Annotated in this window: 18 protein-coding genes; 12 read left to right on the plus strand and 6 right to left on the minus strand. The window is 53.6% G+C overall.

The window, feature by feature from the left end; all coding sequences use genetic code 11:
• Nucleotides 1-89 precede the first annotated feature (89 nt).
• The 4 genes from FYZ48_RS18540 to FYZ48_RS18555 all read left to right on the plus strand — a co-directional run bounded on the left by FYZ48_RS18540 (nucleotide 90) and on the right by FYZ48_RS18555 (nucleotide 3,764).
• Nucleotides 90-740, plus strand: coding sequence for an OmpH family outer membrane protein (locus FYZ48_RS18540; RefSeq protein WP_242022703.1), 651 nt, complete (start codon nucleotides 90-92; stop codon nucleotides 738-740).
• 118 nt (nucleotides 741-858) lie between these two features.
• Nucleotides 859-1,740 carry a UDP-3-O-acyl-N-acetylglucosamine deacetylase gene (locus FYZ48_RS18545; protein ID WP_149343060.1) on the plus strand — a complete coding sequence of 294 codons (882 nt, stop codon included), beginning with the start codon at nucleotides 859-861 and terminating at the stop codon, nucleotides 1,738-1,740.
• Nucleotides 1,741-1,824: 84 nt separating this feature from the next.
• Nucleotides 1,825-2,691 (plus strand): acyl-ACP--UDP-N-acetylglucosamine O-acyltransferase, encoded by an 867-nt coding sequence (gene lpxA, locus FYZ48_RS18550; protein WP_149343062.1) that lies wholly within the window; start codon nucleotides 1,825-1,827, stop codon nucleotides 2,689-2,691.
• On the plus strand, nucleotides 2,688-3,764 hold the full coding sequence (locus tag FYZ48_RS18555) for a Gfo/Idh/MocA family protein (RefSeq protein WP_149343064.1): 1,077 nt from the start codon (nucleotides 2,688-2,690) through the stop codon (nucleotides 3,762-3,764). Before lpxA ends, FYZ48_RS18555 begins: the two co-directional genes overlap by 4 nt.
• A gap of 79 nt (nucleotides 3,765-3,843) precedes the next feature.
• Here the strand turns inward: FYZ48_RS18555 and bcp are convergent, their stop codons facing one another.
• Both bcp and FYZ48_RS18565 read right to left on the minus strand, forming a co-directional pair.
• Nucleotides 3,844-4,329, minus strand: coding sequence for a thioredoxin-dependent thiol peroxidase (gene bcp, locus FYZ48_RS18560; protein WP_149343066.1), 486 nt, complete (start codon nucleotides 4,327-4,329; stop codon nucleotides 3,844-3,846).
• A 181-nt stretch (nucleotides 4,330-4,510) separates the two neighbouring features.
• A complete protein-coding gene (locus tag FYZ48_RS18565; RefSeq protein WP_149343068.1) occupies nucleotides 4,511-6,016 on the minus strand; it encodes an endo-1,4-beta-xylanase in 1,506 nt (501 codons plus the stop codon).
• A gap of 274 nt (nucleotides 6,017-6,290) precedes the next feature.
• On the opposite strand from FYZ48_RS18565, the gene FYZ48_RS18570 reads away from it, so the two are divergent.
• Both FYZ48_RS18570 and FYZ48_RS18575 read left to right on the plus strand, forming a co-directional pair.
• The gene (locus tag FYZ48_RS18570; RefSeq protein WP_149343070.1) at nucleotides 6,291-7,181 is read left to right on the plus strand and encodes a phosphoribosylaminoimidazolesuccinocarboxamide synthase; all 891 of its coding nucleotides are present in this window, start codon (nucleotides 6,291-6,293) and stop codon (nucleotides 7,179-7,181) included.
• A gap of 350 nt (nucleotides 7,182-7,531) precedes the next feature.
• The gene (locus tag FYZ48_RS18575) at nucleotides 7,532-9,940 is read left to right on the plus strand and encodes a hypothetical protein (protein WP_149343072.1); all 2,409 of its coding nucleotides are present in this window, start codon (nucleotides 7,532-7,534) and stop codon (nucleotides 9,938-9,940) included.
• Between the two features lie 32 nt (nucleotides 9,941-9,972).
• On the opposite strand, the gene FYZ48_RS18580 is transcribed toward FYZ48_RS18575, so the two are convergent.
• The gene (locus tag FYZ48_RS18580; RefSeq protein ID WP_149343074.1) at nucleotides 9,973-11,187 is read right to left on the minus strand and encodes an SGNH/GDSL hydrolase family protein; all 1,215 of its coding nucleotides are present in this window, start codon (nucleotides 11,185-11,187) and stop codon (nucleotides 9,973-9,975) included.
• Nucleotides 11,188-11,410: 223 nt separating this feature from the next.
• On the opposite strand from FYZ48_RS18580, the gene FYZ48_RS18585 reads away from it, so the two are divergent.
• Nucleotides 11,411-12,391, plus strand: coding sequence for a ThuA domain-containing protein (locus FYZ48_RS18585; RefSeq protein WP_149343076.1), 981 nt, complete (start codon nucleotides 11,411-11,413; stop codon nucleotides 12,389-12,391).
• A gap of 64 nt (nucleotides 12,392-12,455) precedes the next feature.
• Here the strand turns inward: FYZ48_RS18585 and FYZ48_RS18590 are convergent, their stop codons facing one another.
• A complete protein-coding gene (locus FYZ48_RS18590; protein ID WP_145180740.1) occupies nucleotides 12,456-14,015 on the minus strand; it encodes a TrkH family potassium uptake protein in 1,560 nt (519 codons plus the stop codon).
• A 155-nt stretch (nucleotides 14,016-14,170) separates the two neighbouring features.
• On the opposite strand from FYZ48_RS18590, the gene FYZ48_RS18595 reads away from it, so the two are divergent.
• Together FYZ48_RS18595 and FYZ48_RS18600 are read left to right on the plus strand one after the other, a co-directional pair.
• On the plus strand, nucleotides 14,171-16,120 hold the full coding sequence (locus FYZ48_RS18595) for an FG-GAP repeat domain-containing protein (protein ID WP_149343078.1): 1,950 nt from the start codon (nucleotides 14,171-14,173) through the stop codon (nucleotides 16,118-16,120).
• A 30-nt stretch (nucleotides 16,121-16,150) separates the two neighbouring features.
• On the plus strand, nucleotides 16,151-16,717 hold the full coding sequence (locus FYZ48_RS18600) for a DUF1802 family protein (protein WP_149343080.1): 567 nt from the start codon (nucleotides 16,151-16,153) through the stop codon (nucleotides 16,715-16,717).
• Nucleotides 16,718-16,792: 75 nt separating this feature from the next.
• On the opposite strand, the gene FYZ48_RS18605 is transcribed toward FYZ48_RS18600, so the two are convergent.
• Together FYZ48_RS18605 and FYZ48_RS18610 are read right to left on the minus strand one after the other, a co-directional pair.
• Nucleotides 16,793-18,112, minus strand: a complete 1,320-nt coding sequence (locus FYZ48_RS18605; RefSeq protein WP_149343082.1) for a nucleotide sugar dehydrogenase — start codon at nucleotides 18,110-18,112, stop codon at nucleotides 16,793-16,795.
• Between the two features lie 251 nt (nucleotides 18,113-18,363).
• On the minus strand, nucleotides 18,364-20,454 hold the full coding sequence (locus tag FYZ48_RS18610; RefSeq protein WP_149343084.1) for a M3 family metallopeptidase: 2,091 nt from the start codon (nucleotides 20,452-20,454) through the stop codon (nucleotides 18,364-18,366).
• A gap of 219 nt (nucleotides 20,455-20,673) precedes the next feature.
• On the opposite strand from FYZ48_RS18610, the gene FYZ48_RS18615 reads away from it, so the two are divergent.
• The 3 genes from FYZ48_RS18615 to FYZ48_RS18625 all read left to right on the plus strand — a co-directional run bounded on the left by FYZ48_RS18615 (nucleotide 20,674) and on the right by FYZ48_RS18625 (nucleotide 23,292).
• Nucleotides 20,674-21,693 (plus strand): alpha/beta fold hydrolase, encoded by a 1,020-nt coding sequence (locus FYZ48_RS18615; RefSeq protein WP_149343086.1) that lies wholly within the window; start codon nucleotides 20,674-20,676, stop codon nucleotides 21,691-21,693.
• A gap of 79 nt (nucleotides 21,694-21,772) precedes the next feature.
• Entirely contained in the window at nucleotides 21,773-22,192 is a 420-nt protein-coding gene (locus tag FYZ48_RS18620; RefSeq protein WP_145180752.1) for a hypothetical protein, read from the plus strand.
• A gap of 32 nt (nucleotides 22,193-22,224) precedes the next feature.
• Complete coding sequence (locus FYZ48_RS18625) at nucleotides 22,225-23,292, plus strand: lysylphosphatidylglycerol synthase transmembrane domain-containing protein (RefSeq protein ID WP_149343088.1); 1,068 nt, start codon at nucleotides 22,225-22,227, stop codon at nucleotides 23,290-23,292.
• Nucleotides 23,293-23,295 lie beyond the last annotated feature (3 nt).

Consider the following 23,295-nt stretch of genomic DNA (forward strand, 5'->3'; position numbering starts at 1 on the left):
GGCCTGATTCAGAAAATCTATTTTCGTTTGATTGCCACTACGGACAGTGGTCCATTCTGCAAAGGAGTGCTTCGGTCGTGAAAAAATTAATGACATCTGCTACAGTTCTTGCCATTGTTGGTTGCTTTGCCTGTTTCACCGAAACAGCATCTGCACAAAACAATGCTCCCAGCAAGACCTCTTCTGTGGTACACAAAGTGGGTCTGATCGACATGGCTCACGTGTTCAAGAACTACGAGAAATTCACCGCCCTGCGTGAAGAGCTCAAAACTGAAATTCAGCAGAGCGATGCCAAAGCGAAAGCCATGGCAGAGCAGATTCAGGCTGTTCAGAAAGAGATGCAGGATTTCAAACAGGGCAGCCCTGAGTACCTGGCTCGCGAAAAGCAGCTGGCCCAGGCCGCTTCCGACTTCGAAGCATTCCGTAAAGTAGCACAGCGTGATTTTCTGCGGAAAGAATCCCGGATCTATCACACCATTTACATGGAAGTGACTGAAACGGTTCAGAAGTACGCAAAGATCTACAACTACACTCTGATCATGCGGTTTAATCGCGAAAGCCTCGACACCGATGATCCCAAGAAACTGATCCAGGGTATGAATCGCCAGGTGGTATTTCACCGGGCTGATGATGACATCACTCTGTCCGTTCTGGACTACCTGAACCGCAACTACAAGAGCCAGGCAGGAGCTGCCGGTGGTTCTGCTACTCGTCCGACTCCCGGTAACACCCGGCAGTAGTAGAGACGGGTTCTCATGCACTCCTCAAACGGATGCAGCGCAGGTCTGAATCTGCCTGCATCCTTTTTGTGGTTGTTTCAGTGCACCAGGATCATCTTTCTTTTTGAAGGAGCAGCCCATGCGAACTCGCCAACAGAGAACGCTGGCCAGATCAGTACAGTGTCGCGGAGTCGGGATCTTCACAAACTCTGATGTGAAAATTCGCTTTTTCCCTGCACCGGAAAATCATGGAATCCAGTTTGTCCGGACGGATCTGAGTGGATCCAAACCAATCCCGGCTTTGATTGAGAATGCCGTCTTTCGGCAGCGACGGACTGCGATTGAATTCGAAGACGCTTCCGTCGAAATGATCGAGCATGTGATGGCCGCTCTGGCAGGATTGCAGATCGATAATTGCCGCATCGAGATCAATGCTCCCGAGGCTCCCTGTTTTGATGGTTCCGCGCTGGAACTGTCAGAGGAGTTTCTGGAGGCGGGAATCGTAGAGCAGCCATTCCCCCGGAAAGTGATTTCGATTCAGCAGTCAGTGACCGTGGACAATGAGGCGGGCAGCTTTATTCAGGCCAGGCCTTTAAACCGGTCTGTCATGGCGATCGGCTACTATCTGAACTATGGCGCAGAGTCGCCGGTTGAGCCTCAGTGCCTGACACTGGAAATCAATCCGGAGGTCTGGATGAACCAGTTGGCTTTTTCCCGCACGTTTGTGCTGGAAGAAGAAGTCGCAGCCATGCGTGAGCTGGGCTACGGTCAGCGGTTGAGTGCCGCCGATCTCCTGGTTCTGGGGCCAGATGGTCCCGTTGATAACGAATTAAGGACACTCGACGAATGTGTCCGCCACAAAATGCTGGATTGCCTGGGAGATTTTGCTCTGCTGGGCTGTGACCTGCACGGTTATTTCAGCGCAAATCAGTCGGGGCACGCTCTGAATCGAGAGCTGATCCGGCAGATCAGGTTAACGCATCAATCCACGGAATCCGAAACAGCCTGGAAGGTTGCTTAAAAAGTATTGATTCAGCTGCTGGGCAGCTATTCCATCACACTCTGGTATGTCACTGACTGCAGACTTTTTAGGACGTCAACACACATGGCGACAAGTATCTCAAATCTCTCCCACGTCGATCCCCAGGCAGAAATTGGAGAGGATGTGACAATCGGCCCGTTCTGTTTTGTGGGACCGGATGTCAAAATCGGAAACGGGACTGTACTGGACAGTCATGTTTCCATCACGGGACATACTACAATTGGCGAACGTAATCGTTTTTTTCCGACATCAGTCATTGGCAGTGAGCCACAGGATGCCGGCTATCATGGTGCTCCCACCCGCTTGATCATCGGTGACGACAATCTGTTTCGAGAAGGATGCACGATTCATCGCGGCGCCGAAAAAGAAGACCACTGCACACGCATTGGCAATCGAAATACATTCCTGTGTAATTCTCATGTCGCTCACAACTGCCGGATCTTTGATGATGTGACACTCGTCAACGGCGTGCTGCTAGGCGGACATGTGCATGTGCACGACCGGGCGATTGTTTCCGGAAACACGGTAGTCCATCAGTTTTGTACCGTAGGAACGCTGGCCTTCGTCAGCGGCGGTGCCCGGGCCACGATCGACGTGCCCCCCTTTATGATCTGCACGGGCTCAGATGATTTTCGCGTGCGGTTTGTCAACCTGGTTGGCATGCAGCGTGCGGGTATTTCGGAGAGCTCAATTGCAGTCATCCGCAAAGCGTACCGTCTGTTCTATCGCAAGAATAAAAAACTGGACGAAGTCCGCGAAATTTTCAGTCAGGAACTGGAGGGTGTAATGCCTATGGCATTGCAGACTCTGTTTAATCATTTTGAAGGAATTCAGGGGAGTAAAGCGGGACGAGGACGCGAAGCAGCCGCCCGCAGCGCCAAATACGTTCCTGAAGAAAACAGTCAAGATTCAACACGGAGAGCAGCATGAGTTCATTGAACGTGGCCGTCGTCGGGGTCGGAGCATTAGGGCGGCATCACGCCCGGATTTTAGCTGGCCTGGAAGGGGTCAATCTGTGTGCAGTCGCCGATACCAATCCTGATCAGGGACAGGCCATTGCCGAACAGCATAGCACCCGCTGGGTGGCGAATTACCGTGAGCTGTTTGATTCCGTGGACGCGGTTTCTCTGGCCGTACCAACGCATGCCCATCTGGCGATCGCGGGTGAATTTCTTTCACAGCAGATTCCCGTGCTGGTCGAAAAACCAATCGCCTGTAATCTGGCAGAAGCAGAAGAACTCGTGCAGATTGCAGAAGCCAATCAGACTCTGCTGCAGATTGGTCATGTCGAGCGTTTCAATCCGGCAACCCAGGCTGCTTTCCAACGCTGTCCGCAGCCACGTTTCATTCGCAGCGAACGCGTCAGCCCTTACACTTTCCGTTCAACTGATATCGGTGTGATTCACGACCTGTTGATTCATGACATTGACCTGGTACTGTCCGTCGTCCAGTCTCCGCTGCAAAGCGTGGAAGCGTTTGGCATCTCAGTGATGGGCGAACATGAAGACGCCGTTCAGGCGCGGCTGCGATTCCAGAATGGATGTATTGCCGACCTGACTGCCAGCCGGATCTGCCCGGTGGCGAAACGGACCATGCAACTCTGGGGTGTTTCCGGATGTGTAACCGTTGACTTCACCAGCCGGGAAGTCAACTCCTATCGGCCTTCCGAAACTCTGCTGTACGGCACTCCTCCCTTGGAGCGAGCCCGAAAAGCAGGCGTAAATCTGGAAGCATTGAAACAGGAAGTCTTCGGAACGTTTCTGAAAGTGGAGAATCCCGAAGTCTCTTCAGCAGATGCCCTGACTGCAGAGCTGAGCAGCTTTGTGGAATCGATCCGCAATAATACAGCGCCCCTGGTAGGGGGAACCCAGGCTCTGGAAGCAATGCAGGTTGCAGAGCGAGTACTGGAAGCAGTCAATGCTCATCAGTGGGATGGCAGCCAGCAGGGACCTGTCGGCCCCTTCATCCAGTTTCCGAACGAACAACGCCGCATGGCCGGCTAGCAGGCACCCGAAGCGGGAACTGCGTCAGCCAGCCTGCGATGTTCGAGGCTTTTTGAGTCGAGGTCCTCAGGCAGCTTGATCAGTCAAGCTCTTTCAATGCCTGGGCGACCTCTTCGGCGTGTCCGTTGACTTTCACTTTGGGCCAGGCTGCGGCAATCTTGCCTTCTTTGTCGATCAGGAAGGTCGCACGCTGGATCCCCATGTACTTCTTACCGTACATGCTCTTTTCTACCCACACACCATACTTCTCAGCAATGGCATGGTCTTCGTCTGCGAGCAGGGTGAAAGGCAGCTCGAACTTGGTCGCGAATTTTTCGTGAGACTTAACTGAGTCGGGGCTGATACCCAGAATGACGGTATCATTTTTCTTGAATGTGGTGACCCGATCCCGGAAGTCACAGGATTCAGTGGTGCAGCCCGGAGTATTGTCTTTGGGGTAGAAGTACAGGAGTACGTTCTTTTCCCCTTTGAATTCGCTCAGGCGGACTTTGCCTTCCGGATAAGCGGGGAGAGTAAAAGCAGGAGCACGCTTGCCAACTTCAGGTACTTTGCTATCGGTAGCCATGTTGATTCCTTGATGAAGTCTGAGGGGCGAACCGGGTCTGGTTCGTGATTGCGCAATGAAGCCAGTCGGAATACGAAACAGACTGGAATGCAAAACTTCAGTCACGCGCCTGCATGATAACAGCCTGACGCGGAATTTTCGACAGAGAGCCGCTGTGCAATGCGGTAGAACCTGTTTGAAATCAGGCGCGCCAGTATTGGCGATGATACTTTGTGACCGTGTCCAGGGCCGGTTTGGCTTTGCCGTCCTGGTTGACCAGACCCGAGTGGGGAAAACGACAGGCATCCTGATCGCGGAACTGCGACCAGTAAACGCCGGTTACGGCTGGCTTGGCCAGGAGCAGGGGGAGATAAAGCTCGAGCCACTCGGCCTGGGCTGCTTCACTCCAGCCGGTTTTCCACTGGCTGGCCTGGACCCGCGAGATGCTTTTGTCCCGTTCGTTGACGACCGTATCGTCACTGGGGAAAGCCAGGGTCAGGTGTAGCGGCAGGTTCAGCATGCTCCATTTGTCAATCAGTTTCGACATATCCAGCATGTCATGATGATGCGAACCGTTCGGGAAATAACCGATACTGAGCTCCAGATCGATTCCGGAAAGCCCGACTCCCAGTCGGTCGATGGCATCGACGAACTGCATGGGAGAGAGCTGGTGCTGCCCCTTGGAAAGGTAATCTCCCCAGGGCTGTTCCACTCTGATGAAACACTGGATGGAGTCATCCGTCTGTTTAGCAACTTCGATGGCGCGGGCGGTGAGAGTGAGACGGGTCTCTTCATTGAGTCCGAAGACACCGCCGGTATTCATGGCAGAAACCAGCGTCCAGTTTCGAATACTGCCCGTATAACGGGTGATCGCGGTCTCAATGAAATGGGAAACGATGCTCTGGAAGTTGACCATATCCAGCTTCCAGGACTCAAGCCAGTCGGGAAGTCCTTCCGGGGCGAAATCGAGCAGGCAGCCTCCGCGAATCAGCAGATTGTTTTTTTCGCACCAGTCAACCTGCTGATCGCATTGGTCCCAGTTTTGGTCGCCTTCGTAGAGTTCGATGTTTTTCCAGTTCACCAGATCCACGTTAACGGCATCAAAGGCCTGGCAGATCTGAGCCTTTTCGGAACTGTCAGGAATCAGGGTTCCCAGGTTACAGCCCAGTGAAACGGGCAGTTTCAGTGACTGTGCCCGCTGATGCAGAATCGTCAGTCGCTGACGTGCATAAAGCTGGACCAGCATTTCAGCTGCGGCATGCGCTTTCTGCAGGGCGAGGTCGGCGAGTTCCGAGCAGCGTTCCAGTTGATCCTGGATGACAGCCGCCTGGGAAAATGCATGGAAGGCTTCGTCGTGCAGCTTGACCAGTGCCTGGGGAATGACCAGACCGGCAATCTGCCAGTTGCTCAACTGATCTTTGAGTGTGGAGATTTTTCCACGGGCCAGTTCCAGTGAGAGAACGTAGGGTTCTTCGCGTTCTGCAAGGGAGGCAGTCCGCACGATCGGGCGGCCAAAGTCAGTGACGTGCCAGACGATATTCAGTTTGCAGCTTTGCGATGTCTGGCGGCGGAAAGTGAGAACATTTCCATCCACCTCAATCCGCGTAGGAAATACACGTCCGTCGACGGCATTCAGATAAGCGCGGTGAAGATCAGACCAGTCTTCAGGTACTTGAGTAGGTGCAATTAAAAAGCGCAAGTTGCCCATAAGAACGGGTCACAATCATTCTCTGATTTTCAAATTAAGAAGTTAACTTCAAGCTACTTCTCCCATTATCGCGTTTGCAGCACTGGTGGCAAGTGTAGACTCGTATGTATGTACATCAGGCTGGTTGGGGCCGGCGGCTGGCAGGAAACTGACGATCGCTCGAATTAGCAGGGATTTAGCGGTTATGAACAGCACTCAATTGTTTAGCCTGCTGGTTCTCGCTAAACTTCCAGTGTCTCGATTCATCCGTTTTTCATGAATGTGGTCACGAAGCATGACATCCTCCGCGTTTACCGAAAGTTCACTCACCGGCATTCCTGTTAAACGGGGAAAAGTCCGCGATGTATATGATTTTGGCGATCGGCTGCTGTTTGTGGCCACCGATCGAATCAGTGCCTTCGACTGGATTCTCGCACCGGGAATTCCCGACAAGGGGCGGGTGTTGACCCAGATCAGTCGGTTCTGGTTTGAACGATTCACCACGATTTCGAATCATCTGCTGAGCATGGATCCAGCCGATCTGCCGCTCCCTGATGATGCCGATCTCGAAGCGCTGCGTGGCCGTTGTATGGTGGTTCGGAAGACCGAAGTGGTTCCCTTTGAATGTGTCGTCCGCGGCTATCTATCCGGATCTGGGTGGAAAGACTATCAGGCGACTGGAGCCGTATGTGGTATCGATTTGCCAGCGGGTCTCAAACAGAGTGATCAATTACCCGAGCCCCTGTTTACACCGGCAACCAAAGCGGAGTCCGGCCATGATGAAAACGTCTCATTCGAAGTGATGAGTCAGGCCATCGGTCAGGAACTGGCTGACAGCCTGCGGGAGAAGAGTATTCAGATTTATCAGCAGGGTTCTGAATATGCCCGGGAACGTGGCATCATCCTGGCCGATACCAAATTTGAGTTCGGTCTGCTGGACGGATCACCGATTCTAATTGATGAAGTTCTGACGCCCGACAGCTCCCGCTTCTGGCCTGCAGAGACCTACCAACCGGGTGGCGCACAGCCATCGCTCGATAAGCAGTTCGTTCGCGACTGGCTGGAGACGACCGACTGGGATAAGGACAGTACTCCACCAGTACTGCCCGATCCGATTGTCGAAAAGACGCGCGAGAAGTATTTTGAAGCGTACAAAATGCTGACCGGCGAGGAATGTACCTGGTAGGCCCTAAGTATACGGAGCCGGTCCTGCGGGTAGTATCGATTATGATGCTCGCATCGACTTCAATTTGATCCATTCTTCACTTGGGATCTAAACAGCCACTGGCACAGAGTTTTCTGCGAAAGCAGGCCCGGTACGTAGCGTCTGTCCCGCTGAAAAGCGACGACAGTCTGGGATCGCCTCTGAAAACATGGTATTCTAAAGGCTGATCCGAGGGGAATCTGGCCCTCGAATCCGTGAAAAACTGCAAGGAGACGAACTTTTTAGCCAATAAACGGATTCTGGTAACGTAGGAAAGAGACCGGCTTTTATAATTCTCAAATTCCGGCGGTCAGAGTGTCGATGAAATCAGTATGACTGTACGATTATTTCCTCAATTCGGACTGTTGTCGTCTCAGAAGAATGTGACGGCGCGTTGGTCACCTCGCATTCTCGCAGCAGGCTGCCTGTGCCTGATTTTCGCCCTGCTTTACGCACTACCGACGCGAGCCGGGGAAGTGGAAGTGAAGCACGGCACCATCCTCCGCGGTGACATTGTGCCCATTCTGGGGCTGACCGACGCCCTGGCATCTCGTCTGGAGTATGGCGATACCGAAGTTGCGATCCCCAAGCGAAAGCTGGAGGGGTATCCAATCATCATGGTCGATGACGGAGTCGTCCGTTATTTTGTGTCCCGGCGTGAGCTACAGCGGCTTAACAACGATCAGGATCTTTCGCGCTATGAAACCTTCGAACTGCCTCAACGGGTGACCGGACGGGGGCAGATGCTGAAGGTCGTCGGCAATTATGAGGATGTGACCGACTTCGATGAGTTCGGACGGCGGAAAGTCACTCTCCGAACCAGCAAAGGGCTGATGCCCCTCTTACAGGGGGTGACGGAGATCACGCCACACTACCTGAAGATTACCGGGCTCAAGCAGCAATGGAACCTGGGGATGCGGACGACTTCCGTCAAGGAAGAGATCCTGGATGCCATGCTGAAAAAGAACATCGATCCGCTGGAGCCCAATGATCGGCTCGCAATCGCCCGCTTCTACATCCAGGCAGGCCTGTATCTGCCGGCCGGTAAAGAGTTTGATTATATTGAGGAAAACTTCCCCGAGTACAAGGAGAAGATTGCAGGTTTCGTCACCGAACTGCGGACGCTGCACGGCCAGCAGTTGTTGAATGAGCTGGAACAACGCCGCAAGGCAGGGCAGCATCAGTTGGCACAGACCGCGATAGCCAAGTTCCCCACGAATAATGTCGACCAGTCGATTCTCCGCCAGATCCGCGAAGTGGAATCAGACTACGCCAAACGCAGCGAGCGGATTGAGAAAGCATTGTTCCGCCTGGGTGAACTCGAAGCGGAAATTGAAGAGGTCAAGAATAAATCACGACTGCAGGCCTGCCGCCGTGAAGTGATGAGCCAGTTGAATTTTGAATCTATCGATCGCCTGGGATCATTCCTGAACCTGGAAAGTGATGATTCTCTCTCTCCGCGTGAAAAGCTGGCTCTGGCCTATTCCGGCTGGATTGTGGGAGCGGCTAACGTGGTGACCGATCTGGATACGGCTCTCAACCTCTGGACGGCCCGGGCGCATGTGCTGGAATACCTGCGCAATGAAGATGAGCAGCTGGACGGGAACATGATCGAAACACTTTCGAAGCTGGAAGGTGTTTCGACGGCTGTGGTCAAGCAGATGATTCCTCTGCTGCCTCCGATCCTCGATGCCCCCATCAGAAATACCGAGACTGCGTTTCCGATTCAGGTGACAGATCCTGGGGCGGAGCTCCCCGTGTCTTATACGGTATTACTGCCTCTCGAATACAATCCGCATCATACATACCCGATGATTGTGGCATTGCCGACAGCTGGTGCCAAACCGGAGATGGAGCTGCACTGGTGGGGGAAGTATAAAAATGGACCGGGGCAGTCACAGCGCCGTGGCTATATCGTGATTGCCCCCGATTACCTGCAGGAAGGACGAGACAGATATACTGATAATGCGACGGCGCATTATGCTGTGATTCAGTCCATCCGCGATGCCCGTAAACGCTTTAATGTGGATTCCGACCGTGTCTTTCTGGCCGGGCATGGGACGGGCGCTGATGCTGCCTTTGATATCGGCATGTCGCATCCGGGACTGTTTGCAGGAGTGATTCCGATCGCAGGGAAAAGCAGCGCGTTCAACCTGCATTACTGGCAGAACGCCAGTAATCTGGCCTGGTATATTGTGGGAGGCGAACTTGACCGCGATACGCTGGAGCATAATTCACTGCTGGTCAACCGGATGATGCGCAATGGTCACGATGTGATCTATGCAGAGTATAAGGGCCGCGGGTATGAGCATTATTATGAAGAAATCCACCGACTCTTTGACTGGATGGAACTTCATCAGCGCGTGAAATATCCCAAAGAGATCGATGCCAAGATTCTCCGTCCGCTGGACAACCGGTATTACTGGGTCCGCACCGACGATTTCCCCCGCCATATCATGCAGGGGCCCGAGTACGTCGGAAACGGCCGGATTCGCACCCGTCCGGTTACGCTGGGAGTCAGCATCAAGCTGGGCAACGTGATCTATGTGAAATCGGGGGGTAAGTCCTATTCACTCTGGCTCAATCCGGAGCTGGTCGATTTCGACAAACGACTGGAAGTCCACGTCGATAACAAAACCCGATTCAATGACTTTCTGCGTCCCGATATGAAAGCGATGCTCGATGATTTCCGCGATCGGGGTGATCGGCAGAAGCTGTTCGACGCCCGGCTCGATTTTTAGGAGAGCCGGACGCATCGACTCGGCTGACAGTTTCAGTTGCCGGTGAAGTACATGATGCGGGCAGCATGTCCCTCGCTGGACGATTTCGGACTCACCCGGATTTTCGCCTGATGCTTGCCTGGTTTGAGTTCGCTGCTAAAGACGACCGTGCGGGGATAGTGCAGGCCCTTGCTGTAATGATGGTACAGATCGTGTGTCTTGAACGGTCCACCATCGATGCTGACTTCCAGCTGACCTGCATCGGGGCCGGCGACAATGAACGCGCCCAGCGCGGTTCCCTCAAAATCCAGCTCCAGTTCTGCACCCGGTTGCTCTGCACACAACATGGGGAGGCTGGTAAAGCGACTGCGTTTACTACCCGGAATGGATTCCCATGCTGGAACCTTGATCTCCCAGCCCGATACCAGTTTTGCATGCTTAACGTCAATCAAACGTCCATTGCGGAAACTGAAGACATCCAGTGGCTGATCCGGCGTGGAATGTTTTTCTTTTGGTCCCGATTCCTGCCAGGCACGAGTCAGCAACTTATCAATCATGGCGGCACAAATGGCATTACCGAAAGGAGCCGGGTGTGTTCCGCCAAACTGTTTCCAGGTCAGTTGGTCAGCGTCGATCAGAAGGGCGACTTCACTGGCCAGATCGATGGTAGAAACCTGGTAGTGTTTCGCAACCAGCTCATGACTGGAACTGGAGAGCGGTTTTTTCTTCTGTTGAATTGTTTCCAGCATCGATGGGTTCACGAAATGCACCATGACGATGTCGGCATAAGGATTGTGCCGCCGGATCTGGGCGATCACTCCTTCCATCCCGCGAATTGCGGCTTCCTTAGAGTGCCCTGCATCCTGATCGTCATTTACAGCGAACTCGACAAAGAAGAGATCGACCGGCCCCTGGCTGAGAACATCACGGTTCGTACGAAACGCACCCGTGTTCGAACAGGTGGAGGAGATGCCGGCGTTAGTGAATGTGAATTTGGTCTCGGGGAACGTCTTTTCCAGGAACTCACAGACCATCGGCCGATAGCCGTTCATTTCGGTGATCGAGCCACCCAGGAAAGCGACGTGCCCCGTTTTAGTGGATTCGAATTTCTGTTTGCTGTTCTGATAGCTGCCGCGCAGATGAATGTTTTTGTCTGAGACTTCGGGCAGGTTCTCCGGAGGGGCTGCGCTCAATTCAGTCGAGGCATGACATAAAACCAGGCAGAGGAGGGCAGGCAGCAGACGAAACGGGGATCGGGCATAGTTCATATTCGGGCGAGCTCATAATGGAAAGAACAAAACTGGAAATTACCGCGGTGAAAGGCAAATATCTGCCTCTTCCAGCATGCAGAATCCAGGGGGCCAGGTCAAGAGTTCTGCCGGGCAACAATTGATTTCAGGTTCAGGGATTCGATACGATAGATGCCTGTTTCAATTTACCATGTTTCCCTATGACATATACAAAAAGCCCGCAGCGCTGGCAGGAGTTGTTATGAAATCGTTGTCTTTTCTGATCGCGTGTTGTCTATCCACCTTGTTACTGGGGACCGCCTTTGTGAGTGAAGCCCGGGCAGAGAAGAAACCGCATGTGGTGTTCGTTACCGGCGATGATGAGTATCGGTCGGAAGAATCGATGCCGATGCTGGCCAAGATTCTGAAACGGGATTATGGCTTCGATGTCACCGTCTGCTATTCCCTGGATGATGAGGGCAATATCTCACCCGGGAATCAGAAATCGATCAGTGGCCTGGAAGCCCTTGACGATGCAGACCTGATGGTGCTCTTCACGCGGTTTCGCGATCTGCCTCCCGAACAGTTCCAGCACTTCCTGAACTATGTGAAGACGGGGAAACCAATTGTCGGATTCCGGACAGCCACACATGCTTTCATGTTTCGAGATCCGAAGAGCCCCTTCAAGGCGTGGAACGATCAGAAAATCGCCGAACTGGTTGGGCAGAAGTGGATCACCCACCACGGACATTTCGGTGACGGGCACGAATACCTGACGGAAGTCTCCGTTAATGAGGAGGCTGCAGATCATCCGATTTTGCGGGGCGTTAAGCCGTACAAGGCGTATTCCTGGTTATATCATGTGGATGGTGGCAGCGAAGGTCATCAGCTGGCGGGGGACAGCAAGCCCCTGTTGACGGGACGCTCGCTCAAATCCGGTCATGAGCAGAAAGGGAACCTCGATAAATATCCGCTGACCAATCCTGTCGCCTGGACCAAGACTTACAAGGGCGCAGACGGAACCCGGGGCCGCGTCTTCTTTACCACGACGGCGCACCCTTTTGACTTCAAAGATCCCAACGTACGGAAGCTGGCACTCAATGGAATTCAATGGGCACTGGGCAGGGAAGCAGAGATTCCTTCCCAGGGAGCAAACACGGATACCGTCGATGACTATGATCCGAACAACTCCGGCACCGGGCCGAAAAAATATAAAACGGGGCTGAAACCGGAAAAACTCTGATAGGAAAGACTGTAGAGATCCCGAAGCCCGCGGCGACAAAGCTGCGGGCTTTTTTAATGTACCGTCAGTAATTCTTCCAGAAGGATGGAACGAACAGGACCAGGATGGCAAACAGTTCCAGGCGGCCCAGCAGCATCAGGATCGTCAGGATGACTTTCCCCGTGAGCGTGAAGTCGGCATAGTTTTCGGTCGGACCGAGCTCGCCGACCCCCGGGCCGATATTATTCAGCGTGGCGACCACGGCGCTGGTGCAGTCGATCAGCTTTTCCGGTTTGTTTGTCTGCCACTCGGTATTGGGTTCGATGGCGGTCAGCAAGAGGCTGCTGAAGATGAAGATGACCAGCACCAGGCTGAAGTACACGGTGACGTCATTACGAATCCCCTGTTCGATGTTCGTGGTACCAATTCGCAGGGGACGGACCACGTTCGGGCGAAACGACTTTTCGATTTCCAGCCAGATGATCTTGGCAAACAGTACAACGCGAATGACCTTGATGCCCCCCGCAGTCGAACCGGCACAGCCTCCCACAAACATCAGCAACAGCAGCAGCATCTTGGACGATTCATTCCACGTATCGAAGTCGCCGGTCCCGTAACCGGTGGTGGTCATGATGGAGACCGCCTGAAAGCCGGCATAACGCAGGGCGTCGGGCAGAGTGTCGTAAATATGGTTGTTGATCAGGTTATAGGTCAGAAAGATGATCGCGCCACTGAGGATCAACAGGTAAGTGCGAAACTCAATATCATTGCGCAGCGGGGCAATCATACTCTTCCAGGAGAAATCGTGCGAACGCATGTTTTTTAAAGAGAGGAAGTAGAGCGAGAAGTTGGTGCCCGCTGCTACCATGAATACCGCGATTGTGAATTCGATCAGCGAACTGTTGAAATACCCGACACTGGCGTTGTGCGTACTGAAGCCCCCTGTCGCCATCGATCCGAAACTGTGGCAGAATGCATCGAAGACGCTCATACCTTCCAGCCAGAGGATCAGCGCCAGCACGAGGGTGAAGGCAACATAGATGGTCCACATGACGATCGCTGACTCACGCACCCGGGGACGGACCGCTTCACTGGTCGGGCCAGGAACCTCTCGCCGCATGAGCGCTTTTCCTCCTGCACCGAGATGACTCAGGATCGCGACGAACAGTACGATGATTCCCATCCCGCCCAGGCAGTGGGTAAAACTCCGCCAGAAGAGAACGCAGCGTGGTATCAGTTTCGGATCTTCCAGCTCTCTGAGTACCGAAGCTCCTGTGGTTGTGAAACCGGAGATCGATTCGAATAAGGCATCCGGAACCGTCATTGGAACGTCAGGGGAGACCATCGAACCGGAGAACAGAAAGGGGAGGCAGCCCAGGACACCGGAATAGATCCAGCTCAAGCCGACAACGGCGAGCGCCTCTTTGCGCAGGATCGTGCCATGCTCTTTTCGCCCGGCAAGGTAGAGCAGGGAACCGGAGACCAGACTGCAGGCAATCGCACCACAGATGCCCCAGAAACCGGCGGATTCAAATTCGACAGCCTCTCCAAAAAAGGGAAATGCCCAGGGGAGACTGAATACCATTGACGCACCGACCAGCATGCCTACCAGGCCCAGCAGTCGGCAGAGAAGCAACCAATTCATTCGATTTCAACTTATTGATTTAGTGCAGTCAGGAACGACTGGATTCTTCCAGTCTGTTCGAGTTAAATATATAGAGAGATCTATAAAAGCGAAGATTATAGCACGTCTGTTCTTCGGGAACGATACCACTCATTCCGATTTAGGAAATTCCATTTATGCTCGCTCGACACCTGCTCCGTACGCCTTTTTACCTTTGTCTCTTCTGTCTGGCTCTCTCTGCCACGGCTTTTACTCAGGCAGAGGAACTTGAACAATTGACGTATCAGAATCCGCAACTGGAAGTGGATCTGGGCGTCGGCTTATGGGCCTGGCCTCTGCCGATGGACTATGATGGCGACGGGGATCTGGATCTGCTCGTATCCTGTCCCGACAAACCATCGAACGGCACTTATTTCTTTGAAAACAAGTCGGATGGTAAAGATTCGATGCCGGTGTTTGAGCCGGGGGTCAGACTGGGCAAAGGCTATCATAATACGTGCCTTTCCTTTGTGAACGGCAAGCCACGTGTACTGGTCGCCGGTCGGGAAGTGGTCGATTTTAAACAGCATGGGTTTGATAAACTCACCGATCTGCCCGTTGGACGGAATGTGCACGGCGGCAAGGTGCGGGCCAATCAATGGTATTACGTGGACTACGACGGCGACGGCGACCAGGATCTGGTGGTCGGTGTTGGCGACTGGAGCGACTACGGTTGGGACGATGCCTACAATCAGCTGGGGCAATGGACCAACGGCCCCCTCCGCGGATATGTGTATGTGCTCAACAATGAGGGGACTGATGCCAAACCGGAGTATGCTAAGCCAGCTCGCATCAAAGTGGGTGATAAGGATCTCGAAGTCTTTGGCTGGCCGTCTCCCAACTTTGCCGACTTCGATGACGACGGTGATCTGGACCTGATTTGTGGAGAATTTCTGGATCAGCTGACCTACTTCGAAAATACCGGTTCCAGAACGGAGCCGCAGTATGCACTCGGGCGGCGTCTGGCGAGTAATGGGGATCCGATTCAGATGGATCTGCAGATGATCGTTCCCAAGGCGATTGACTGGGACCAGGATGGCGATATCGATCTGATTGTCGGTGATGAAGATGGTCGCGTTGCATTCATTGAGAATACCGGAGAACTGATTGGTAGCGTCCCTCAATTTTTACCACCCCGCTATTTCCGTCAGAAAGCGGCTGGTGTCAAATTTGGTGCCCTGGCAACTCCTTATGCCTTCGACTGGGATGGCGATGGTGACGAAGATCTGATCTGTGGAAATACCGCCGGTTACATTGGCTTCTTCGAAAACCTGGATGGCAATGCTCGGTCGCCACGACTGGCAGCCCCTCGCTATCTGCAGGCTGGAGGACGACCGATTCGCATTCAGGCGGGCCCCAATGGTTCGATCCAGGGCCCCTGTGAAGCGAAGTGGGGTTATACGACACAGACTGTGGCAGACTGGGATCAGGATGGTCTGCCGGACCTGCTGGTGAATTCGATCTGGGGAGAGATTCTACTGTTTAAAAACATCGGCACCCGGACGGAGCCCAAACTGGCTCCGGCACAAACGATTGACGTCGAGTGGAAAGCAGCAGCTCCCAAACCAGCCTGGAACTGGTGGGATCCACGGGGAAAACAACTGGTCACTCAGTGGCGGACCACTCCCGTCGCCGTCGACTGGAACCAGGACGGATTGATGGACCTGGTGATGCTGGATCACGAAGGGTATCTCGCCTTCTTCAAGCGAGTCAAAGAGGGAGATCAGTTCAAGCTGCTGCCCGGTGAGCGGATCTTTGTCGAAGAATCGCTCAAGCCGATTCAGATGAACAAAAAGCGGGCCGGAGGCAGTGGACGCTACAAACTGCACGTGGTTGACTGGGACGGCGATGGTCGCCTGGACCTGCTGGTCAACAGCACGAACGCAGACTTCTACCGCAACCTGAAGACCGCAGATGGAAAAGTGGTCCTGAAGAATGAGGGGCCGCTCAGTCAGCGCAAACTGGCCGGCCATACCAGCAGTCCCTGCACGGTCGATTGGGATCAGGATGGCGTTCGTGATCTGATTGTCGGCGCGGAAGACGGCTATCTCTACTGGATGAAAAATCCGAACTCACCTGAAAAGTAACTTCGACCAAAAGAGAAAACTGGTAGCAGAATGCAGGCAGAAAATCAGATCGCCTTTAAAGAGTGGGGAGCCATCTGTGCTTCCCTGGCAGAGGGGCGACAGTCGCTGATCGTACGGAAGGGGGGCATTCACGAAGGCCGCGATGGCTTTCGTGTTGAACATCGTGAGTTCTGGCTCTTCCCGACCCGCTTCCATCAGGGCGCAGATCAATTGCAGGCAGGACAGGAGACCCTGTTGTCGCAACCTTATGCGCAAGAACCTGCAGCCGGTCAGATCAGGCTCGGGCTGTATGCCGTGGTGGAGCAGGTGCACGAGTTGCAAGAGGAATCACAGCTGGCCGGTCTGGAAGAACTGCAGGTCCTCAACCCGGAGACACTCGCACAACGTTTTGTCTATAAGCGTCCCGGGTTATACGTTATGCTGGTTCGGGCGTATCAGATGCCGCAGCCTTTCGAGATTGAAGATGAAGCCCGATACGGCGGCTGTCGTTCCTGGGTAGAACTCACTCAGGCTTATTCGACAGAGGGGGCGACTCCAGTTTTGACCGAAGAACAGTTTCAGCAGCAGAAACAGGCCCTCGAAACCTGGTTGGGCTGAACTCAATCAGAAGATTCTATCAACGAAAACAGCCCGGGCAAAATCGCCTCGGGCTGTTGGTTTTTCTATTCAACATCAGGCTTTAAAGATCTTCTCACGGCCTTCAGTCACATTTTTAGTCGCATTACGAGTGTCGAGAACCATCTGGCTGTGCTTGACAATAAAGTCGTAGTCATAGGCACTGTGGTCTGTTGCGATCAGTACGCAGTCTTGAGCTGCCAGATATTCGGGAGTGAGTTCCTGGCTTTCCATGGCAGGCACATCGTGATGCCGCATCTTGGGCAGTTTCGGAATGTGCGGATCATTGTAAGTGAAGTCCACGCCCCGCTCCATCAGCAGATCCAGCAGGTGGAACGAAGGACTTTCACGCGGATCGTCGACATCTTTTTTATAAGCCACACCCAGCATGCAGATCTTACTGCCTTTGAGCGGTTTTGCTTTTTCGTTCATGAACTCAGCGAGACGGTCAATCACGTAGCGTGGCATGCGGGTGTTGACTTCACCGGCCAGTTCGATGAAGCGGGTTGTCTGACCTTCTTTACGTGCCAGCCAGCTGAGGTAGAACGGATCGATGGGAATACAGTGTCCACCCAAACCAGGGCCCGGATAAAAAGCCTGGAACCCGAAAGGCTTGGTTTTGGCAGCGTCGATGACTTCCCAGACATCAATGTCCATGCGATCGAAGAGTGTCTTGAGTTCGTTGACCATCGCGATGTTGACGGCCCGATAGGTGTTCTCCAGAATCTTGCAGGCTTCGGCAACTTCCGGAGACGAGACCTGGATCACATTCACCACTGCGTGTGAGTACAGGGCCGAAGCAATCCTCAGGCTGTTTTCTTCCATACCGCCGACCACTTTGGGGATGCCGGCTGCTGAGAAGTCGGGGTTGCCGGGATCTTCGCGTTCGGGGCTGTAGGCGAGGTAATAATCTTCGCCCACTTTCAGACCAGCGTTATCCAGAATGGGCAGCATGACGTCCCGGGTCGTCGTGGGATAAGTGGTACTTTCCAGCACGACCAGTTGACCGGGCCGCAGGGTTTCCGCGATGACTTTCGCGGTGTTTTCCACATAGGTCAGGTCGGGGTCCCGGCTGGTGGTCAGGGGAGTTGGAACACAGATCAGCAGGGCGTCTGCTTCTTTCATCCGGGAGAAGTCGGCGGTCGCTTCGAACTGCTCTTTCGCAATCCACTTGGCAACGGTTTCGGATGGGATGTGCTTAATATAACTTTTGCCGGCCTGCAGTTGATCGACTTTGTTCTGATCAACGTCAAACCCCATCGTTTTGAAACCAGTGTTGACGAACGCGTCAATCAGCGGGAGCCCGACGTAGCCCAGGCCGATGATACCGATAATTGCTGATTTGTCCTTGATCGCCTGCTCAAGCTGATTTGCCATCTGAATACCGTCCTTGCTTAATTCTGAAATGCAGGTAAATGTGCAGCTGAATGGGGCGGATCATATCAGTCGAACTTATTTCGTGCAAGCATTTTAGCGGACCGGCAGAAGTCGCCGGATCACAGCGGAATTTCATCGTTTTTGGAGCAGATGTCCAGACAAAAAGCGGGGGCTGGCAGCTGTGAAATACGACGACTGGCCAGCTGAAACGGATCCAGCTGGCCTGTCGGTATGGCTTTGTTTCATTCCTGTTACAGCAGTCCGGAATGACGTAACAATGGTTCAGGACTGGGCTCGCGTCCGCGGAACTCCTTGAAGAGATCCATCGGATGCCGGCTGCCTCCCATCGCCAGGATGGTATCCCGGAAGCGTCTGCCGGTTTCGGCAACGGCCTGCTCGTTATCGAGACCCGCTTCTTCAAAGGCACTGAAGGCGTCTGCGCTGAGAACCTCGGCCCATTTGTAACTGAAGTAACCGGCTGCGTATCCGCCTGCAAAAATGTGCTGGAACGAACAGAGGAAACGGTCTTCAGGGAGCATCGGCAGTACAGACGTTGTCTGGCTGATTTCCCGCTGGATATCGAAGACTGATTTTTCTCCCGCAGGATCAAATTCGCTGTGCAGTTTCAGATCGACCACGCCGAACTGAATCTGACGCAGCATCTGAGTTCCTGCCTGGAAGTTGCGGGCCGCCTTGATTTTTTCAAACAGTTCATCCGGCAGGGTTTCACCCGTTTCGTAATGCTTGGCCATCCCCAGCAGGGTCGGTTTGTGATAACACCAGTTTTCCATGAACTGGCTGGCCAGTTCGACGGCATCCCACTCGACGCCATTAATGCCAGCGGCATCGGCTTCATCAATGGTGGTCAGCATGTGCTGTAGACCATGTCCGAATTCATGGAACAGGGTTTCCACTTCCCGGAAGGTCATCAGCGAAGGCTTGTCTCCAACGGGTGGAGTCGAGTTACAGATCAGATGTGCGACCGGAAGCTGAACTTCCCCGTTGACCAGTTTGCGACCCAGGCAGTCATCCATCCAGGCACCGCCCCGCTTGTCTGCCGGACGGGCATAGGGGTCGAGGTAGAACCCGGCGATCGTTTTACCTGCTTCATCCGCGATGTGGAAGAAACGCACATCTTTATTCCAGAGCGGAACGGTCTCTGCAGCGGGAGTCACCGTAATGCCGAAGATCCGGTTTACCAGGCTGAACAGCCCGTCCAGAACTTTCTCCAGTGAGAAATAAGGCCTTAGCTGTTCGTCAGTGTAACTGAAGCGTTTTTCACGGAGCCGCTCTGACCAGAATGAGAAATCCCATTGAATGATGGGTTCCGTTTCTCCCTGTTCTTTCGCGTACTCCTGCAGATCCGCCAGGTCCTGCTGTCCGTTATCCCAGGAAGCACTTCGCAGTTGTTCTTCCATTTCCAGAACGGCATCAATGCCGGGTGCCATTTTTTCAGCCAGGCTGACTTCCGCAAAATTCGCGTAGCCCAGAAGCTTTGCTTTCTCCTGGCGTAATTTCAGGATCTGGGGAATCAGAGATGTATTATCGTATTCCCCTTCTGATGCACGGGTAATGAATGCACGGTAAACCTGCTCTCTCAAAATGCGGTTACGACAATGTTGCATGAAAGGACCGAAGCAGGGGAAGTCGAGCGTGATTCGCCAGGGACCCGCATCAGCGGTGGCTTCGGTGTCTGCGTCTTTATCGTCCCAGGTGTTGTAGGATTGAGCAGCGAGTTGTTTCAGACTGTCGGGGAATCCCTCTACATCTTTGCTGTCTGTAATCAGGAGCGTGTAGGCTTTGGTTGCATCCAGCACGTTGTTGGCGAAACGGGTGGAGAGCTGGGACAGCTCGGTGGCAATTTCATTAAATCGCTTTAATTCATCTCCCGAGAGACCGATACCGGCCAGCTCTGCAGAGAGGATCCGTTTTTCGATAATTCGTTTCTGGGCATCATTCAACTGATCCCAGGAACCGTTGTCCCGGATGGCCTTCATGGCTTCGTAGATCGGCTTGCTTTGTCTGACGTTCAGCGAAAAAGCGACGATTTCGGGGAGCACGCTTTCATAGGCCTCCCGTAATTCAGGTGTGTTTCTCACTCCCAGCAGATGTCCCACGGAACCCCAGGAGCGTTCCCAGGGGTAATCGAGCTCTTCGAGTGGTTGCATCAAGCCTTCCCAGCTCGGCTGTGCTTCGCTTTCGATTTTACGCAGGCTTGCTTCCGACTGTTCCAGCAGGGATTTCACCGCGGGTTTAATATGCTCAGGCTCGATTTCATCGAAGCGGGGAAGGCCCTCCAGTACCAGAAGCGGGTTGTCTGACAGAGGCTGTTGCTGATCCATAACGTTTTAATGTCCTTCCTTAAGTTTGCTTCAGTAAATCTGGTTCGAGGCAGACTGTGTGCTTCGTCGGAAATCAATTCCGTGCGTTCATCATAAAATATCTCAGGTTCGATTGAAAAGGCATTCTATCTATTCGTCAAATCGATACAATGCTATGTGTACAGTTTATCGCAGTGGGAAACCTGCTGCAGGGACTCTCGGATCTGTGGAAATCGAATCATGTTACAGCGATCTGCAGCCTGGGCATTCGTGGTATGGCTGTCGGCTTATGCGACTGTCTGTCAGGCACAAGACCTGCCCGACAGTCAGGATCTGAACGAACTCTGGAAGCACCTCTCTGAGAAGGTACCGGCAATGAAAACAATGGGTGGACGTCAATTCTGGGGCGATGTGCAGTTTTTTCAAGGCTGGAAAATTCAACAGAATGTGATCAGCCAGCACTACCGCCTGCTGGATCCCAGTGATCAGCGGCATGCCAGTGGAACTCTCGAGGAATGCCAGCAGAAGCTCGCAGAAATCAGAGAGGTCCGCAAGCTTCCTCCGATGCAGGGCCGGGCGGTGATTCTGATTCATGGAATCATCCGTTCTTCCAAGTCCTTTGAAAAAATGAGACTGGCCTGCCTCAAGGAGGGCTGGATTACGATTCCCTTTGATTATCCCAGTACCCAGAAGACGATCCCGGAGAATGCCCAGTTCCTCGAGCAGGTGATTAAGTCGCTGGAAGGCGTTGAGGAAATCGATCTGGTTGTCCACAGCATGGGCGGTCTCGTGGTACGCTCCTGGCTGGATCAGCAGGAGGAAGTCGATCCCCGAGTCAGACGCATGGTCATGCTGGGAGTCCCCAATCGGGGGGCAGACATGGCAGACCGCTTCCGTTCGAATCTGCTGTTCAAGGTTGTGTACGGGCCAGCGGGGCAACAGTTGGTGACCGAATTGAACGGGGACTTTATTTCCAGTCTGCCGACACCTCCCTTTCCATTTGGAGTGGTCGCCGGCGGCCGGGATACGTTGAAAGGTTTTAACCCGCTGATCCGAGGCGACGATGACGGTACGGTCAGCGTCAGTAGCACGCGACTGCCGGGAGCTGCGGATTTTGTTCTGTTGCCCGTGCTGCACTCTTTTATGATGAATGATCCCCAGTCAATTTCACATACCCTGCGGTTCCTCAAGACCGGGAAATTCCGCGAATCTGGTGAATCACAGCCGATTCCTGAGGTCGAAGCTGCGGCGGCCCCTTAAAATCCGTCGATAACAACAGGTACAAGCGTCATTGAGTGACCAGCTAATCCCCGCTTTTTTCAGACGACAGGTAGAACGGATGGAACGAGACGAACGGCAATTGAAACTGCTATCCAAGATTCAGGTCATTTATGGGATCGTCAATGTTTTTGTGACTTACCTGTTTTATGAGACCATTTATTTTGGTTTCGATGCGTATCGTAAGACGATGGAACAGACCAAGCCGGATCATCAGGTGGAACTGGAACTGGGATTCGGGCTGGTGATCTTTCTGGTCGGCGTTGCGATCCTGTTCTGTATCATTCTGGCTGGTCAGTCACTGTCCCGCCACGAAAGCTACGAATTCTGTATGATGGTTGCGATTTTTGAATGTCTCCTGATCCCCCTGGGAACCATCATCGGTATCTGGACGATTCTGGTTCTGCGGCGCCCCTCGGTCAGAGCTTTGTTTAAATCTCCACCACCGCCGGAAAGTCCTGCCGACCAGGCCACGGCCTGAACTTTACCGCCAGCTCACGAAACCCACGATTGATGTCCGACCTTCCCACCACAGCTGAATCCCCTTCCGTTTCGCGGAAAATCTGGAGGGGAGTCAAATGGCTGTTACTTGCGCTGGTCTTGTACTTCGTCTGGCAGCAGGGAGCGGAACTGTACGCAGAGCAGGGGGACACACTTACCGGTATCAGCATTGATCCGCTCTGGCTGGTTCTATCTGCAGCCTGTTATTTCATTGCCTGGTTACCGTCTGTCTGGTTCTGGCGTCAGTTGATTCTCAGTTCCGGAGAACAGGTTCGCTTCGGGCCTGTCGCACGCGCCTACTACTGCGGGCACCTGGGGAAATACATTCCCGGTAAGGTCTCGGTCCTCTTGATCCGGGCGACCCTGCTGAAAGATTTCGGAGTACGCGTTTCGGTTGCCGCCCTGACGGCTGCTTACGAGACGCTGGCCGTCATGGGAGTCGGTTTGGTTGTGTTCCTTTCCTTGATTCCCGTTGTGTTGAATGCAGAGCAGGTTCAACAGTGGCCTGCGTGGCTGCAATCCGTACAGTCCCGTCCCTGGCTGGTTCCCGGTCTGTTTCTACTGGCGCTGTTTGTCTCTCTGCCTCTGTTGTCTCGTCTGTTGAATCTGTTCGCGAAGAAATTCACAAAGTCCGATGTCGAAGCGACCGAGGCAACTCCTCCCGCTGCTTTCTCATTACGTTTGCTCTACGCGGGCGTGTTGTTGTTTCTGGTGAGTTGGACGCTGCATGGACTCAGCCTGGGTCTGGCACTCGCCTCCATCAACGGAGCGGGACTTGAATGGCAGGAATGGCCACGCTGGACCGCTGCAGTCTCCGCCGCGTATGCCCTGGGCTTTCTGGCGATTTTTGCTCCTGCCGGCCTGGGAGTACGGGAAGGTCTGATCACCACGATTCTCGCCGGTTCCGCCCTGATTGGTCCTGCAAATGCATTTGTCGCTGCCTTACTGATCCGGATCGTCTCATTTGCTAGTGAAATTCTGGCTGCTTTTGTTCTATACTATAGTTTTGGAAAATCGGCTTCAGACGAGGATGATTCCGTACAGTCTGCCGCCGATTCCCAGTCCATTGATTCCCTGTGATTT

Origin of the sequence: Gimesia chilikensis (genome assembly GCF_008329715.1) — a bacterium.
Classification (GTDB): Bacteria; Planctomycetota; Planctomycetia; order Planctomycetales; family Planctomycetaceae; genus Gimesia; species Gimesia chilikensis.

Excerpts from the sequence above, each read along its gene's own strand:
- FYZ48_RS18595 (WP_149343078.1), top strand. The coding sequence starts at position 14,171 with ATGCTCGCTCGACACCTGCTCCGTACGCCTTTTTACCTTTGTCTCTTC.
- FYZ48_RS18585 (WP_149343076.1), top strand. The coding sequence starts at position 11,411 with ATGAAATCGTTGTCTTTTCTGATCGCGTGTTGTCTATCCACCTTGTTA.
- FYZ48_RS18565 (WP_149343068.1), bottom strand. The coding sequence starts at position 6,016 with ATGGGCAACTTGCGCTTTTTAATTGCACCTACTCAAGTACCTGAAGAC.
- FYZ48_RS18540 (WP_242022703.1), top strand. The coding sequence starts at position 90 with ATGACATCTGCTACAGTTCTTGCCATTGTTGGTTGCTTTGCCTGTTTC.
- FYZ48_RS18625 (WP_149343088.1), top strand. The coding sequence starts at position 22,225 with ATGTCCGACCTTCCCACCACAGCTGAATCCCCTTCCGTTTCGCGGAAA.
- lpxA (WP_149343062.1), top strand. The coding sequence starts at position 1,825 with ATGGCGACAAGTATCTCAAATCTCTCCCACGTCGATCCCCAGGCAGAA.
- FYZ48_RS18545 (WP_149343060.1), top strand. The coding sequence starts at position 859 with ATGCGAACTCGCCAACAGAGAACGCTGGCCAGATCAGTACAGTGTCGC.
- FYZ48_RS18575 (WP_149343072.1), top strand. The coding sequence starts at position 7,532 with ATGACTGTACGATTATTTCCTCAATTCGGACTGTTGTCGTCTCAGAAG.
- FYZ48_RS18620 (WP_145180752.1), top strand. The coding sequence starts at position 21,773 with ATGGAACGAGACGAACGGCAATTGAAACTGCTATCCAAGATTCAGGTC.
- FYZ48_RS18570 (WP_149343070.1), top strand. The coding sequence starts at position 6,291 with ATGACATCCTCCGCGTTTACCGAAAGTTCACTCACCGGCATTCCTGTT.
- FYZ48_RS18555 (WP_149343064.1), top strand. The coding sequence starts at position 2,688 with ATGAGTTCATTGAACGTGGCCGTCGTCGGGGTCGGAGCATTAGGGCGG.
- FYZ48_RS18605 (WP_149343082.1), bottom strand. The coding sequence starts at position 18,112 with ATGGCAAATCAGCTTGAGCAGGCGATCAAGGACAAATCAGCAATTATC.
- FYZ48_RS18600 (WP_149343080.1), top strand. The coding sequence starts at position 16,151 with ATGCAGGCAGAAAATCAGATCGCCTTTAAAGAGTGGGGAGCCATCTGT.
- FYZ48_RS18610 (WP_149343084.1), bottom strand. The coding sequence starts at position 20,454 with ATGGATCAGCAACAGCCTCTGTCAGACAACCCGCTTCTGGTACTGGAG.
- bcp (WP_149343066.1), bottom strand. The coding sequence starts at position 4,329 with ATGGCTACCGATAGCAAAGTACCTGAAGTTGGCAAGCGTGCTCCTGCT.
- FYZ48_RS18590 (WP_145180740.1), bottom strand. The coding sequence starts at position 14,015 with ATGAATTGGTTGCTTCTCTGCCGACTGCTGGGCCTGGTAGGCATGCTG.
- FYZ48_RS18615 (WP_149343086.1), top strand. The coding sequence starts at position 20,674 with ATGTTACAGCGATCTGCAGCCTGGGCATTCGTGGTATGGCTGTCGGCT.
- FYZ48_RS18580 (WP_149343074.1), bottom strand. The coding sequence starts at position 11,187 with ATGAACTATGCCCGATCCCCGTTTCGTCTGCTGCCTGCCCTCCTCTGC.